The 15,708-nt window shown below is 47.1% G+C and carries 14 protein-coding genes; 13 read left to right on the top strand and 1 reads right to left on the bottom strand.

Translation table 11 applies throughout. The features are described from left to right. Nucleotides 1–630 precede the first annotated feature (630 nt). Both prfA and prmC read left to right on the top strand, forming a co-directional pair. Nucleotides 631–1,704 (top strand): peptide chain release factor 1, encoded by a 1,074-nt coding sequence (gene prfA, locus QNN06_RS30390; protein ID WP_213117121.1) that lies wholly within the window; start codon nucleotides 631–633, stop codon nucleotides 1,702–1,704. Continuing rightward, nucleotides 1,697–2,572 carry a peptide chain release factor N(5)-glutamine methyltransferase gene (gene prmC, locus QNN06_RS30385; RefSeq protein WP_284038007.1) on the top strand — a complete coding sequence of 292 codons (876 nt, stop codon included), beginning with the start codon at nucleotides 1,697–1,699 and terminating at the stop codon, nucleotides 2,570–2,572. The genes prfA and prmC overlap by 8 nt, the downstream gene beginning before the upstream one ends. Before the next feature lie 127 nt (nucleotides 2,573–2,699). On the opposite strand, the gene QNN06_RS30380 is transcribed toward prmC, so the two are convergent. Beyond that, entirely contained in the window at nucleotides 2,700–2,933 is a 234-nt protein-coding gene (locus QNN06_RS30380) for a hypothetical protein (RefSeq protein WP_284036678.1), read from the bottom strand. Between the two features lie 142 nt (nucleotides 2,934–3,075). On the opposite strand from QNN06_RS30380, the gene spoIIR reads away from it, so the two are divergent. The 11 genes from spoIIR to QNN06_RS30325 all read left to right on the top strand — a co-directional run bounded on the left by spoIIR (nucleotide 3,076) and on the right by QNN06_RS30325 (nucleotide 15,623). Further along, nucleotides 3,076–4,110: a stage II sporulation protein R gene (spoIIR, locus tag QNN06_RS31525; protein ID WP_481819233.1), complete on the top strand. Its 1,035-nt coding sequence runs from the start codon at nucleotides 3,076–3,078 to the stop codon at nucleotides 4,108–4,110. 411 nt (nucleotides 4,111–4,521) lie between these two features. Then, nucleotides 4,522–4,968, top strand: a complete 447-nt coding sequence (locus tag QNN06_RS30370) for a GNAT family N-acetyltransferase (RefSeq protein WP_213117124.1) — start codon at nucleotides 4,522–4,524, stop codon at nucleotides 4,966–4,968. A 186-nt stretch (nucleotides 4,969–5,154) separates the two neighbouring features. Beyond that, complete coding sequence (locus QNN06_RS30365) at nucleotides 5,155–6,198, top strand: L-threonylcarbamoyladenylate synthase (RefSeq protein WP_284036677.1); 1,044 nt, start codon at nucleotides 5,155–5,157, stop codon at nucleotides 6,196–6,198. Nucleotides 6,199–6,342: 144 nt separating this feature from the next. After that, on the top strand, nucleotides 6,343–6,900 hold the full coding sequence (locus tag QNN06_RS30360) for a manganese efflux pump MntP (protein ID WP_284036676.1): 558 nt from the start codon (nucleotides 6,343–6,345) through the stop codon (nucleotides 6,898–6,900). Nucleotides 6,901–6,980: 80 nt separating this feature from the next. Continuing rightward, the gene (locus QNN06_RS30355) at nucleotides 6,981–7,421 is read left to right on the top strand and encodes a low molecular weight protein arginine phosphatase (protein WP_284038006.1); all 441 of its coding nucleotides are present in this window, start codon (nucleotides 6,981–6,983) and stop codon (nucleotides 7,419–7,421) included. A 170-nt stretch (nucleotides 7,422–7,591) separates the two neighbouring features. Then, entirely contained in the window at nucleotides 7,592–9,052 is a 1,461-nt protein-coding gene (locus QNN06_RS30350) for a S8 family serine peptidase (protein WP_284036675.1), read from the top strand. Nucleotides 9,053–9,228: 176 nt separating this feature from the next. Further along, a complete protein-coding gene (gene rpiB / locus QNN06_RS30345) occupies nucleotides 9,229–9,675 on the top strand; it encodes a ribose 5-phosphate isomerase B (protein ID WP_217032522.1) in 447 nt (148 codons plus the stop codon). A gap of 114 nt (nucleotides 9,676–9,789) precedes the next feature. Next, entirely contained in the window at nucleotides 9,790–10,356 is a 567-nt protein-coding gene (locus QNN06_RS30340) for a TIGR01440 family protein (RefSeq protein ID WP_217032524.1), read from the top strand. A 173-nt stretch (nucleotides 10,357–10,529) separates the two neighbouring features. Then, nucleotides 10,530–11,771 (top strand): serine hydroxymethyltransferase, encoded by a 1,242-nt coding sequence (gene glyA, locus QNN06_RS30335; protein WP_217032526.1) that lies wholly within the window; start codon nucleotides 10,530–10,532, stop codon nucleotides 11,769–11,771. A gap of 170 nt (nucleotides 11,772–11,941) precedes the next feature. Then, entirely contained in the window at nucleotides 11,942–12,571 is a 630-nt protein-coding gene (upp, locus tag QNN06_RS30330) for a uracil phosphoribosyltransferase (protein WP_213117131.1), read from the top strand. A 727-nt stretch (nucleotides 12,572–13,298) separates the two neighbouring features. After that, entirely contained in the window at nucleotides 13,299–15,623 is a 2,325-nt protein-coding gene (locus tag QNN06_RS30325; protein WP_284036674.1) for a S8 family serine peptidase, read from the top strand. Nucleotides 15,624–15,708: the final 85 nt, after the last annotated feature.

Here is a 15,708-nt window from a genome sequence, read left to right as displayed (position 1 = left end):
ATAGGGTCTTTTCAAAAAGTGGTATTTTACTCATCTGTACTCATTGAGACATTTTGATGCACGAGAACCGTCCCCGCGCATCACAATTACCATTTATTTGGATATATTTTCCGGTTTGTTGTGGTTACTTTCCGATTTAGGGCAGTTACTTTCCAATTTGGCAGTTTTACTTACATCTTTTGATCAAATACTTTCCATATTTGTTATTTTACTTTCCAAACCCTTTTAAAACACAGTTCCCCCTTCTTACAACCACCCAAAATAGCTTAAAAGCCAGGCGGAGAGCCTGGCCTAGGGAACTTTTTAATGACCTTTTTGGGGATATTTCCTTCTATTTGGATATACTTTCCGATATGGGGAGTTTACTTTCCAATTCAGAGCGGATACTTTCCACTTTGACGATTATACTTACACTTTTTGAGCAAATACTTTCCAAATATCCAATTTTACTTTCCTGAAGAATCAATTCCGATAATAGCATTGTATTTTTTGATGCACGAGAACCGTCCCCATGCATCACATTGACGCGAGTTTTTAGCTATACTATAATTAGAATGTTATGGACAATTTTCGGCCCGGTGTTGCGGGTGTTTAGATAGAAGTTTTGAATTTAATTTGAGGTGAATGACTGTGTTTGATCGTCTACAATCGGTAGAGGACCGCTACGAAAGGCTCAATGAGCTGTTAAGCGATCCGGAAATTATAAATGATTCTAAAAAGCTTCGTGATTATTCGAAGGAACAGGCGGACCTGCAGGAGACTGTACAAGCGTACCGCCAGTATAAGGAAGCGAAATCCCAGCTGCAGGACGCAAAGGTCATGCTTGAGGACAAGCTGGATGCGGAAATGCGCGACATGGTTAAGGAAGAGGTCAGCGAGCTTGAGGCGCAGATTGAAGAGCTTGAAGGCAAGTTAAAAATCTTGCTGGTTCCGAAGGACCCGAACGATGACAAGAACGTTATCATGGAAATCCGCGGTGCAGCGGGCGGCGAAGAGGCGGCATTGTTTGCCGGCACGCTATACCGCATGTACTCACGATATGCGGAAGCGCAGGGTTGGAAGACGGAAGTGATTGATGCCAACGAGACTGGGCTTGGCGGCTTCAAAGAGATTATTTTTATGATAACCGGACAGGGCGCCTTTTCTAAATTGAAATTTGAAAATGGTGCGCACCGGGTGCAGCGTGTGCCGGAAACCGAGTCTGGCGGCCGGATTCACACATCTACAGCGACAGTTGCAGCTTTGCCGGAAGTTGAGGAATTTGACATCGAGATTAACGAAAAGGATATCCGTTTTGATGCGTTCGCATCGAGCGGCGCCGGCGGACAGAGCGTTAACACCACCATGTCAGCGGTTCGTTTAACGCATATTCCGACCGGTATTGTAGCGACCTCTCAGGACGAGCGTTCCCAGCACAAAAACAAGGACAAGGCCATGAAAATCTTGCGTGCGCGTATTTATGATAAGTTCCAGCAGGAAGCGCAGGCTGAGTATGACCAAGTGCGGAAATCAGCGGTTGGTACAGGTGACCGTTCTGAGCGGATTCGTACGTACAACTATCCGCAAAACCGGGTGACTGACCACCGAATCGGCTTAACGATTCAAAAGCTGGATCAGATTATTGAGGGCAAGCTGGAAGAGATTATTGAGGCATTGGTGCTCGATGACCAAGCGAGAAGATTGGAAAATGCAACAAATGAGTAAAAAGGTATTCGAAGCTCTGAAATGGGCTTCTTCTTTTTTAGTTGAAGCAGGCCGGGATGAGAACGCGGGAGAATTGCTGCTAAGGCATTTTACCGGGATGACGCGGTCGCAGCTGTTTGCCAATGTGCGTGAGGAGCTAGACTCGCAGGTGTGGGAGCTTTTTGAAAAAGCAGTCCACGACCACGCTTCGGGAGTTCCGGTGCAATATATTATCGGGACGGAGGAGTTCTACGGGCGGACCTTTGTGGTTACGCCGGAGGTGCTCATACCAAGACCAGAAACTGAGGAGCTGGTCTACGGGACATTGCAGCGGATCCACCGGCTATTTGGCGGGCGCGAGGAAATTAAGCTTGCTGATATTGGAACGGGCAGTGGAGCAATTGCTATTACCTTAAAACTGGAGCAGCTGTCTTTAAAAGTAACTGCCACAGATATTGCTGAATCCTCTCTAGAGGTGGCGAATGAGAATGCCCGCCGGCTTGGCGCAGATGTCCATTTTATCCAGGGAGACCTCCTGCAGCCGTATATTGCAGGCGGTGAGATGCTGGATGTGGTGGTGTCGAATCCGCCGTATATTCCAGTTGCTGACATGGCTGAGATGTCCGAGGTGGTGACGGATCATGAGCCGCACCGAGCACTTTTCGCAGGAGTGGACGGCTTGGATTTTTACCGCCGCTTTATGCTAGAGCTGCCGCAAGTGCTCTCGCCGGGCGCTCTGGTATGTTTCGAGATTGGGGCCGGTCAGGGCGAAGCGGTAGCGGAGCTTTTTCAAAAAGCATTTGCGGATGTAAAAGTCGAGGTTGTGAATGATATTAACGGCAAGGACCGGATGGTGTTTGCGGAGATTGGCTTCGGTGCTCAAGAATAGGTAGGAAAGAAAAAACGAATGGACGAGCAGGGTCCATTCGTTTTTTTAATAGGATTCTCCCTCGTCTCCCAGAAGATTTGCGTTTAAATCGAGTGCAATTTCTTTCATTTTGGCAAGGATTTCATTATCAGGGTTGGCGACAATCAGACGACCGTTCCAAAAATGGAAGGGGACACCCATAATTCCAGATAAAGAATTCGCCGGCGATGGTTAAGGAAACGGGGCCGGTGCTTGAAAAAGAGGTTGAGTAGTGAAAATCCTTTTTTGTCTGGAAATATTCCTTCAGCTCGTCCAAAGTGATGGGATATTCCTCGCTCTCTGGCCAGTCTTCCGCTCTAGTGATATGGGCATCATAGCTCATAAGTAGGTCCCCTTTTTTATGGCATTATGTAGATTGTAACATATTCTTCCAATTTTGATTTTAAAAATAGTAAAATTTAATAGTTTAAGATTCTGGCATTTTGTCCACAATGGTAAGGCAAAGGGAAGGGACGGTGCTAGAGATGAGAGGGAAACTGGTAGTTTGGGGATATTTGGTGGTTTTATCGTTAGCGACGATGCTAAATTTATATATGCCAAAAACAGAAGCGGCACAGAAGGAATCGATTGTGATTCCGGGCGAGGCGATTCGATTAAGGATTCTCGCCAACAGCGATTTTGAAGAGGATCAGGCGATTAAGCGCAAGGTTCGTGATGCGGTGAATGCACAGATTACACTGTGGGTACAGGATTTAACTTCGATGGAAGAGGCACGTAAGGTGATCAAGGGTCATCTGCCAGAGATTCAAGGGATTGCGGAAAAAGTGGTCAGTGAATCGGGTTCGGATCAGTCGGTGAACGTAGAGTTTGGCAAGGTGCAGTTTCCGACAAAGCTGTATGGTCAGTTTTTGTATCCGGCAGGAAAGTATCAGGCAGTGTTAATTACGTTGGGCGCGGGTGAAGGGGCGAACTGGTGGTGCGTGCTGTACCCGCCGCTATGCTTCCTAGATTTTTCAAATGGGGTAGCTGTCAGTGAGGGGTTTGAGGAAAAAGAAACGGCTGCTGTTGCTGAAGCGAAAGAGGATGCTAGTTCGGTCGCCCAGTTGGAAGAGAAGCGGTCCGATGTGAAAACAAAGTCTGTGGAAGGTAAAAAGGAAAAGGTTGTTCAACAGAAGAAAACAGAGGTAGAACGGCCGGACTTTGAAGAGGCTCGTACAAATGGGGATACAAATGAAGATGATATACCTGTGATGAAGGGCCGGGATTTTAATAAAACGGAAACGGCTGTGGTGAAGAAGCATGGTTCAGAAAAAACGAAAACTGCTGTGGTGAAGAAGCAGGAGTCATTAGAAAAAACAGAAGCCGCTGTGGTGGAGAAGCAGGAGTCATTAGAAAAAACAGAAGCCGCTGTGGTGGAGAAGCAAGATTCAGAAAAAGCAGAAGCCATTGTGGTCAAGAAACCGGTTAAGAAGGATAAGCCAGTTTACGTTTCGGAGGATGAGCAGCCGGTAAAAGTGAAATTCTTTGTGGTTGAGATGTGGAATAAGCTTTTTAACTAACAGCTCTGAGAGGGGGCTGTTTTTTTGTGCTTATGAGGAACACTCAGTGAATAATAAAAGTGCCTATGCTCAGGGAAGGACTATAATGCTCAGACGAAGCCGTCTAAAGGACAAAACTGGATAGGCGAGGAGGAAAATGTCCAATAGAAGCGTTCTAAAGGACAAACCGAGGTAGAAGAGGGAAGGAAATGTCCAATAGAAGCGTTCTAAAGGACAAAACTGTGTAGAGGAGAAAAGAGGATGTCCGATAGAAGCATTCTAAAGGACAAAACCAAGTAGGAGAAGGAAGGAAATGTCCTATAGATGCTTTGGGACTACTAAAAAATATGCTAGAAAATAGTCCCAACCTGTTCTACTTTTTCTATTTTTTCATATTCATAGAGTAGAATCTGAAAAAATGGGGTGGATGGGATGCAGGCGTTGATTCGCAAGGCGACTAAAGGGGATTTGGAAAGGCTGATAAGCTTTCTTACGAGGGCTAATCTTGGGACAGATGGGCTGACTGATGAAACGATAGAATGGTTTTTGCTGCTAGAGGACGAGCAGGGAGAGCTGGTCGGATCGCTTGGAATGGAGGTTTGTGAACAGTTTGGACTGTTGCGCTCGCTGGTTGTCTCCGTGGGGCAGGCAGAAAAGGAAATCTTCGTTCTATTTGACCAAATGGTGCAGCTAGCCAAGGAAAAGGGAATGGAAAGTTTATTTTTGGCTACAAATAAGGGGGCGGCGTTGCCGTTTTTTGAACTGATGGGGTTTGAGAAGATTGGGCGCGGGGAACTGCCGGTCGGGTTTTATCAATCTGAACACATTCGACACGTTTTAAATGTGGATAACTCGTTGTTTTTGAGACTAACGATATAATATTGTGGATATAACGCCAAAGTTATCCACTTTTTCCGGTAAGTTATGCACAATTTGTGGATATCACTTGTGTTTAGGTCTGCCTTCTTTTATACTTTCAAACGTATCATGCGAAAAATATGAGTTTATACGCCGAAATTCGTCAAAATTCGATAAAAAACGAGATAGGTTTTGAAGGTGGATAACATGAACACAAAAGTTTGGAAAGTGGATAAGTATGTGGATAATTTAGAAAGTAATCCACATATTGTGGATGCCGCACATTTTTTAAAGGAAAATGAAGTTGTTGCGATGCCGACGGAGACAGTTTATGGGTTGGCCGGGAATGCCGAGAATGATGAGGCTGTGGCGAAAATTTTTGCAGCAAAGGGGCGGCCCGCGGATAATCCCCTGATTATCCACATTGCTGAAAAGGAACAGTTGAACCGCTTTGTGGCGGAGGTACCTGAAAAGGCGGCAATCCTTATGGAAAAATTTTGGCCTGGGCCGCTGACGATTATTTTTAAAATGAAGGAAGGCGTGCTGTCGGAAAAAGCATCCGCGGGTCTCGCGACGGTTGGAGTGCGGATGCCGGACCACCCAGTGGCACTGGCGCTGCTACGGACCTGTGGTCTGCCGATTGCCGCACCAAGTGCGAATTCCTCAGGGAAACCGAGCCCGACAACGGCCGCACATGTCCTTGATGATCTCGAAGGAAAAATTGCCGGCGTGGTGGACGGAGGTCCGACCGGAGTCGGTGTCGAATCCACTGTCATTGACTGCACAGAAACCTTTCCGGTCATATTAAGGCCAGGCGGGGTGACCAAGGAGCAGTTAGAGGCCGTGGTCGGCGAAGTCCATATCGACCCGGCTTTAAAAAATGAAGCGGCAAAACCGAAGGCGCCGGGCATGAAGTACCGCCACTACGCGCCAAATGCTCCGCTCTATTTGGTGTCAGGCACCCGGGGATTTTTGCAGGGGCTTGCTGCCGAAAAACGTGAGGAAGGTTTGCGTGTTGGGGTGCTGACGACAGAAGAACATGCGGACGAGTACCAAGCCGATGTCGTCCTCGCCTGTGGGAGACGCGCTGAACTCGAGACAGTAGCTGCCACTCTCTACGATGTGCTCCGTCGATTCAATGAGCAGCAGGTCGATGTGATTTTTAGCGAAATGTTCCCGTATGAAGGCGTGGGATACGCCATTATGAACCGGTTGGAAAAAGCGGCGGGGAATAAAGTGATTTTTGAATAGATTGTAATCAGCGCCTAGACCAGTTCTCCTTAAATGGAGGGCTGGTCTTTTTTTAAAGGCTTCCGCTCAATTTCCCAGCTTGGCTTCTAAACCGATTTGGACGTGCATATGCTGAAATAGTTAGTCCAAAGGGGAGAAGTCAGAATGTCTGATGTGGTTGGGGAAATTATGACACTCATGTTGATGGCAGCGGCTCTAGGAATGGATGCTTTCTCGGTCGGCCTTGGCATGGGGATGTACAAACTGCGGCTTCGAAAAATATTTGAAATAGGAATTATCATTGGCATCTTTCATGTGTTGATGCCGCTCGCCGGCATGACAGCAGGAAGATTTTTATCAGAACAATTTGGAGCGCTGGCCTCGTTTATCGGCGGTCTGCTTTTAATCATTTTAGGGGTGCAGATGATTTGGTCGAGCCTGAAGGACGATGATGAAAAGGTGATTACGCCGGTTGGCTTTGGCCTTTTATTTTTTGCATTGAGTGTAAGCATGGACAGTTTCTCCGTAGGGCTTACCTTAGGCATTTATGGGGCCAAAACCGTTTTGGTCCTCGTCTGTTTTGGTGTCATGGCCACCCTGCAGACATGGGCTGGCCTGCTTTTGGGAAAAAAGGTCCGGGGCTGGCTCGGTGCGTACAGTGAGGCACTGGGGGGAGCGATTTTACTAGCGTTTGGCATTAAGCTGATGGCTGTGTTTTTATAAGAAATTTTTGTATAAGGGACATTTGCAACGGTTTGAACGTGGAAAATTGTTCTATAATAGGTGGGGAAGGGGGCGTACATATGCAGCGAATACTATTTGTGTGTACAGGAAATACCTGCAGAAGTCCGATGGCGGAGGCCATTTTAAAAAATAAACAGCTTGACGGAATCGAGGTTAAGTCCGCCGGAATTTACGCCGCAAGCGGCAGCGATGCCTCGGCGAACGCGAAAGAGGTGCTCGCCACCAAAAAGATTGCGCAAAATCACCGCTCCACCTTGCTGTCCGCTGATGAGGTCGATTGGTCCGATTTGATTCTCACGATGACAACCTCGCATAAGTTCGCCATCCAGCAGCAGTACCCAAAGGCGATTGAAAAAGTGTTCACATTGAAGGAATTTACCGGTGAAGAGTTCGACCACGACGTCACCGATCCGTACGGCGGCAGCCTCGCCATCTATGAAGCCACCTACCGAGAACTCGATAAGCTGATTGATAAAGCGATTGAAAAAATAAAGCCATAGAAAAGGTCAGGAGTGTCTTGCTCTTGGCCTTTCTCTATGGGGTTCCTTCTGACAAACTCTGCAATTTGTGAAAAAATGCTGTCGTTCTTTTACGATGAGAATTTGTTTCAAATAGATATTGATAGATTTAAAATGGAGAATGTTAGGACAAATATAGGGAGGTTTTGCTTTTGAAGAAGAAAAAAAGAATGATGGCCATTGCGGCCAGCAGTATTTTGGCCATGTCTCTAGTAACTTTCTCTACGAACCTGCACACATCTGCCAGCACAAAGGCAGAAAGTAAAAACTATCTGATTGCATTTAATCAGTCATTACCGAAAAACTATCTTTCTGAAGTGAAGAGTGCCGGCGGAGAAGTAATCAGGGCAGTCCCGGAAATCGGCGCGTTGGAAGTCCGCTCTGCAAACCCTGCTTTCCTTAGCCAGTTTAAATCTAGCGGAAAAATTAGCGCGGCGAATGTTGAGAGGACTTATAAACTTGAAAATGGAAATCCGGAAGGGGCGGATGGAAAACCGGTGGATATCACTCCAGATAAGGATGGTACATATTGGAGTTCGCAGTGGGATATTCGCCATTTAACGAATGAAGGAAAATCGTTTGCAATAGAATCAGGCGGTAAAGGCGGTACCCATAAGGCCGTGGTCGGCATTATTGACTCCGGAATCGATGCTAATCATCCTGATTTAAAGGCGAACTTTATTGGCGGTGTCAACTATGTCCCAGAAGGTGGTTATAGTGGAAAGGATATCGATAAGAACAATGTAACCGATACAAACGGACACGGTACCCATGTGGCAGGATCCATCGCTGGGAATGGATTAGTAAAAGGGGTAGGCCCGAATTTAGGAATCCGTGCCTACCGTATTTTTGATGCATCCGGCAGTGCACCTACTGCACCGATTGTTGCGGCCATCGTTCAAGCGGCCGATGATGGTGTCGATGTTATTAATATGTCACTTGGTGGATTCGACAATTTGAAATATACCTATGAAGGCACTCGTTATTCTGATATCGCGGATATCCTTCTATGGAAGCGCGCCGTTCAGTACGCTGTTAAGAAAAATGTAACGATCGTCGCTGCTGCAGGGAATGATTCTGTAAATTATGCTGACAAAAAGTCGCTTACTGATTATATGAATGCAAATTATGGCGATGAAAATCTTGTTTTTAAAGGGGTAACATTTGAAGTTCCAGGCGGTACTCCTGGCGTCATTACCGTTTCTTCCTCCAACAAGTGGTCAACGGATAAGCTGGCATTCTATTCAAACTATGGCAATAGTTTTATTGATGTAGCAGCACCGGGCGGAGATAATGGTCCTGTGTATGATACATCACGTGATTTGGGGCAACGTGATTTTACTTATCGTGCGCTTTCAACGTGGCCGACTTATTTGCCTAAATATGCTACCATGGTCGATAACAAAGGCTACGCTTACTTACACGGCACCTCCATGGCCGCACCAAAGGTCGCTGGTATTGCTGGTGTAATCAAAGCCGCCCATCCGGAATATAAGCCAGCTCAAGTGCAGGCATTGATTGAAAAGACTGCCTTGGATTTAGGTAAAAAAGGCCACGATGAGTTATATGGCAAGGGCGAAGCAAACGCATATACAGCATTAACTGGAAAATAAAAGATAAACTTCATATTTAAAAAAAAGCCTTGCCTATTAGGTAAGGCTTTTTTTATGAACAGCTGGCGGTTAAACCGTTTTTTTGCCCGACATATCTGAATAGTATGGCTTTATATTTTTCGCACGGTATGTCAAAATTAAGTACAGATTGATGTTGGAATAGGGGGATTTTTGAGATGAAAGTAGCATTAGCGTCAGACCATGGAGGCATGAATATTCGGAAGGAAATTGCCAGCTTGCTGGAGGAATTAAAGATTGAGTATGTGGATTTTGGCTGTGAATGTGCGTCGTCTGTTGATTATCCGGATTATGCGCTTCCGGTTGCGGAAAAGGTAGCAAGCGGCGAGTTTGACCGCGGGATTTTAATTTGCGGGACAGGCATCGGCATGAGCATTGCCGCCAATAAAGTGAAGGGTGTCCGCTGTGCACTTGTGCACGATACTTTTAGTGCAAAAGCAACACGTGCCCACAATGACAGCAATATCTTGGCGATGGGCGAACGCGTCATCGGTCCTGGACTGGCCCGTGATATTGCCCAAATATGGCTGACTGGCGAATTCGAAGGCGGACGTCACGCCAACCGTGTCGGTAAAATCTCGGATTATGAGGAGAAACACCAATAGGTACCACATCGGATTAAGCGGCGGAGTGGCAGGGGCAAGATTCCCCAATAGAGTAAAACATTAAAGTGGCGGGGATAGGTCCCTTGGAACATGAATGATGGGAGGTCAAAGGGTATGATTCAGCAATGGGAGAACGAACTTGAAGCAATTTTAACGGAATTTAAGGAGCAGGTATCCTTGAGGCCGGGGCAGCTTCTCGTGATCGGCTGCAGCACAAGTGAGGTTATTGGCGAGCGCATCGGAACGGCCGGAACGATTGAAGTAGCCGAAATGATTTTTCGCCAAATGCAAAAATTTCAAACAGAAACCGGAGTTCACCTAGCCTTTCAATGCTGCGAGCACTTGAACCGGGCAATCGTGGTGGAACGGTCGGTTGCCTTCGTGCGAGGCTTCGAAGAGGTTTCGGTCGTCCCAGTCCGGAAGGCAGGCGGAGCGATGGCAACATTTGCTTTTGAAAAAATGAACGACGCCGTAGTGGTCGAGTTTGTAAAGGCGGAGGCAGGTATTGACATAGGCAGCACCCTTATCGGCATGCACCTGAAACATGTTGCCGTCCCCGTCCGTGTTAAACAGAAGTTCTTGGGACATGCCCATGTGACGCTGGCTAAAACAAGACCAAAACTTATCGGCGGGGCCCGCGCGGTTTACGAACGGACCGACGCTAATTCGAGCTGCAGTTAGGAACCTCAAAAACACGAACGATTATAGGCGTGATTATCTTATTTGTTATACGAAACACGAACAATAAAAATGTTAAAAATAGAATCTTACGTGTTTACATAACCAAAAAACATGTTACAATAAAGAGGGAATTTTCTAACGTTTTTTTATTTACATATGAGGGGGAATGAATCATGAAGCATTTACCTAAAGCCGATGAACAGGTTTTTCAAGCAATCCAGCAAGAATTGGGCCGTCAACGTTCTAAAATTGAACTGATTGCCTCCGAAAACTTTGTCAGTGAAGCTGTAATGGAAGCCCAAGGCTCCGTTTTAACGAATAAATACGCAGAAGGCTACCCTGGACGCCGTTACTATGGCGGCTGTGAATATGTCGATGTTGTTGAGGATTTAGCTCGTGAGCGCGCCAAGCAAATTTTTGGAGCGGAATACGCGAACGTTCAGCCGCACTCCGGCGCACAGGCAAACATGGCCGTTTACTTCACCGTCCTTCAGCAAGGTGACACCGTGCTTGGCATGAATTTATCCCACGGCGGCCACTTAACACACGGAAGCCCAGTTAACTTCAGTGGTATTCAATATAACTTCGTTGAATATGGTGTCGACAAAGAAACACACCGTATTGATTATGATGATGTTCGTGCAAAAGCCCTTGAGCATAAGCCAAAAATGATTGTTGCCGGTGCCAGCGCGTACCCAAGGGAAATCGATTTTGCGAAGTTCCGTGAAATCGCTGATGAAGTTGGCGCGTACCTAATGGTCGACATGGCGCACATCGCTGGTCTTGTTGCGGCAGGTCTGCACCAAAACCCAGTGCCATATGCTGATTTCGTCACAACTACTACTCATAAAACCCTTCGCGGTCCACGCGGCGGGATGATTCTAACATCTGAGGAATGGGGCAAGAAAATCGATAAGTCGATCTTCCCTGGAATCCAAGGCGGTCCGCTTATGCACGTAATCGCTGCTAAAGCCGTTGCATTTGGCGAAGCGCTTCAGGACAGCTTTAAAGAATATGCTGGTCAAATCGTGGCGAACGCTCAGCGTTTAGCGGAAAGCCTGCAAAAAGAAGGCTTGAAGCTTGTTTCCGGCGGTACGGACAACCACTTAATGCTTGTGGATGTGACAAGCCTTGGTTTAACAGGAAAAGTCGCTGAAAAAGTGCTCGATGAAGTCGGCATTACTGTTAATAAAAACACCATTCCTTTCGACCAAAACAGTCCGTTCGTGACAAGCGGAGTCCGCATTGGTACAGCTGCTGTAACAAGCCGCGGCTTTGGTTTAGATGATATGGACGAAATTGCTTCCATCATCGCCTTCACATTGAAAAATCACGAAGATGAAGCAAAGCTTGAAGAAGCGCGGAGACAAGTTGACGCGTTAACAAGCAAATTTACCCTTTATCCAGAATACTAAAATATGATGCATGGGGACGGTTTTTCTGCCTCACTTTAGTGAGGCAAGAGAACCGTCCTTTGTGTCGTTTTTTGAAAAATCAAACATTGCGCTCCGAGTTGCTCGTGGGCTTTTTTTTCTGTAAAATGAGACGACTGCTAAAATTAAATTTTTGTAAAGGGGCGATCATTGTGGCGAAGGTATACGTTTTTGACCATCCACTGATTCAGCATAAACTTACTTACATACGCGACAAACATACGGGAACAAAGGAATTCCGCGAGCTGGTCGACGAGGTGGCAACCTTGATGGCGTTTGAAATCACAAGAGACATGCCGCTTGAAGAAACAAACATTGAAACACCTGTATGTCCGGCAAAATCGAAGATTCTTTCTGGTAAAAAAATCGGCCTTGTGCCAATTTTGCGCGCTGGTATTGGCATGGTGGACGGAATCTTGAAATTAATCCCGGCTGCAAAAGTGGGCCATATCGGTCTTTACCGCGATCCGGAAACGCTAAAGCCGGTTGAATATTACGTCAAGCTTCCAAGTGATGTTGAAGAACGCGACTTTATCGTAGTTGACCCGATGCTCGCAACTGGCGGCTCAGCCGTTGAAGCGATTCATGGCTTGAAAAAGCGGGGAGCCAAAAATATCAAATTTATGTGTTTGATTGCCGCACCAGAAGGCGTTGAAGCTCTTAAAGAGGCACACCCTGACGTCGACATTTACATCGCTGCCCTTGACGAGAAGTTAAACGACCACGGCTACATCGTACCAGGACTTGGCGATGCTGGAGACCGGCTGTTTGGGACGAAATAATTCTTAAAAATTACCTGAGCCAGGCGCTGAACGCCTGGCTTTTTGTGTGGAATTCCGCGTGAAAAAGGGGGGGTGGAAAGTAAAATAGGGATATTAGAAAGTATTTCGCCAAAAAGTGTAAGTAAAATGATAAAAGTGGAAAGTATCCGATTCAATTTGGATAGTAAATGCTCCTATTCGGAAAGTATATCCAAATAAATGGAAACTTCTCGAAAAAGGTAATTGAAAAGTTACCTGAGCCAGGCTGAACGCCTGGCTTTTTGTGTGGAATTCCGCGTGAAAAATGACGTTGGAAAGTAAAATAGGGATTTTGGAAAGTATTTCGCCAAAAATGGATAGTAAAATGATAAAAGTGGAAAGTATTCGTTCCAATTTGGAAAGTAACAGCCTCAAATCAGAAAGTATATCCAAATAAATGGGAAATTTTCAAAAGAGGTCATTAAAAATTACTTGAGCCAGGCTGTACGCCTGGCTTTATCTGTGGAATTCCGCGTGAAAAAGGGGGGTGGAAAGTAAAATAGGGATATTAGAAAGTATTTCGCCAAAAAGTGTAAGTAAAATGATAAAAGTGGAAAGTATCCGACCTAATTAGGAAAGTAAACCAAAAAATCGGAAAGCAAATCCAAAAATTGTAAATACGCAACAAAAATAACGAGCCATAATCCAAGTCGACCTGCATACTTTCCCCTCCCAAAGAAAACGATATGGAAAAAAGGGGGATTTTCACATGAAATTGGTACTTGCAATGCTTCTTGCGCTCGGAACTGTAAATATTGGGACCACCGGCATCCCGACCAAAATCCTAATTCATCCCCCAATCCAAAAATCAATAAAGGATACTGTCGCCATCGTCATGCTTGATCATCCGAAAACAGAACAGGAAATCAAGCAGCTGCTCGCGCCCTATAAAGACATCAAGCTGCGCCGCGTATACCAGAAGGCCATTGACGGTTTCTCGATTCAAGGGCCGCCAAGTGCAATCGCCCGTTTAGAGGCACAGACCCAGAACCGCCAGCAAACTCAAATCCAACATGTCTCCCCGGTTACAGAGTATCGGGTCGAGACCGAGGAAAGTGTGAAAATCATTGGCGGCGAGGAGGCACGCGGCTTTTTTTCAAAAAAGAATGAACGGCTGACTGGCCGCGGCGTCACGGTCGGGGTAATCGATACCGGGGTGGATTACACCCATCCGGATCTCGCCCGGAATTATGCGGGCGGCCATGACCTTGTCGATAACGACCAAGACCCAATGGAAACTCTCATGCAAGGCAGAGCGACCATCCACGGCACCCATGTCGCTGGCATTATTGCCGCCAATGGAAAAATTAAAGGCGTGGCCCCGGAGGCAAAAATCGTTGCGTACCGCGCACTTGGTCCAGGCGGCGGGGGGACGACGGAGCAGGTGCTGGCCGCGATTGACCAGGCCATCAAGGACAAGGTCGACATCATGAACCTTTCGCTTGGCAACAGCATTAACGGTCCCGACCTGCCGATCAGCCAGGCGCTTGACCGTGCTGTTGAGAATGGGATCGTCGCGGTCGCGGCATCGGGGAATTCCGGACCGAATGTGTGGACGGTCGGTTCTCCTGGAACATCCGCGAAGGCGATTTCAGTTGGAGCCTCGACGCCGACAATGGAAATCCCTCAGCTTTTAATAGAAGGAATGCAAAATCTGCTTCGGGTCCAGCCGATGGAGGGGTCGGGGGATTGGTCACTTGACCGGACGCTTCCAATCGTCGACGGCGGCATCGGCCAACCGAACGAACTCGAGAACGTTCAGGGGAAAATCGTTCTAATGAAGCGCGGCGAATTGACTTTTTCGGAAAAAGCAAAAAATGCCCATGAAGCGGGGGCCAAGGCGGTGGTGGTCGCTAACAATCTTAAGGGCACCTTCATCGGCAATCTCGATGCGCCGGCTGCAATACCGATTGGGTCGATTACCAAAAGCGAGGGTGAATTTTTACGAAAAAAATTAAAAAACACCAGCTTGACGGCAAGACTCAAAGTAAACGAGGAAATTGACCAGCTCGCCGATTTCAGTTCCAGAGGGCCCGTCACGGATACATGGGATATCAAACCGGACCTTGTCGCCCCAGGGGTGGCCATCAATTCGACAATTCCCGGCGGCTACTTAAGCCTGCAGGGGACGAGCATGGCAGCACCGCATGTGGCCGGCGCCTGCGCACTGATCAAGCAGGCCCACCCGGACTGGACACCGGAGCAGATTAAGGCGGCGTTGATGAATACCGCCAAACCGCTGACAAAGGAACCTGGAGAGCCAAGCAGCACGAGCCTGGGAGAAACAACCCGCAAACCAATCCGAATTGATCCAATCGGCGGCATCAACAAAGGTAAAACCCAACTTACCCCTGGTCCCTATTACCGCACGTACGAGCAGGGGGCCGGCCGCATCCAGGTGGATGATGCGATCCAGACGGAATCGCTGGTCATGCCGGGCAGCATTCGGTTCGGAAAGTTTAGCAGCCTGAAAAATGTTCATAAAGCCCAATTAAAAGTCGAAAATATCAGCGCCAAACCGCGACGCTACACGTTTGACATTCCACAGCACATCGACGGCCTGGAGTGGCGCTTCCCGCTAGCTTTCACATTGGATCCAGAGGAGTCACGCGACATTATCGTGGAGCTTGCCGTCGACCCGCAGATTTTTAAAGGGAAAATTCACGATGGCTTTCTAACCTTGCATGCCGGGAGCCAGTCCATCCATATACCGTTTTTGTATGTTCTCGAGGAGCCGGGCTACCCAAGGGTTATGGGCTTTGATTTTGCAGAAGGAGATGAGCCGGGTACTTACCAGTACGAGGTCTACGTCCCGGGGGGAGCGGAGGAGTTTGGAATCGCCCTATTCAACCCTGACGATTACCGCTTTGTCGGCTTTCTCGACACAAGCACCGATGTAAAGAAGGGACTGATCCGTAAATCCTTCAAAGCTGAAGACCTCCCATTCGAAGGCACCTACCGCGCCAAAGTCTTCGCCAAAAAGGCCGGCAAAGAGGATTTTATTGAAACGATGATTTCAATTTATAAAAATTAAGACAAAAAATTGGGGCGGCAATCGAGGTGAGAATGCTGCCCGTTATTCCACTTAACCTTTGGGAAATTTTTTAAAAAGTCAGAAT

This window comes from Neobacillus sp. 114, from assembly GCF_030127045.1.
GTDB classification, from domain to species: Bacteria; Bacillota; Bacilli; order Bacillales; family Cytobacillaceae; genus Neobacillus; species Neobacillus rhizophilus.
The sequence above is the reverse complement of the archived record's forward strand: the minus strand, read 5'-3'. Positions and strand labels throughout refer to the sequence as shown.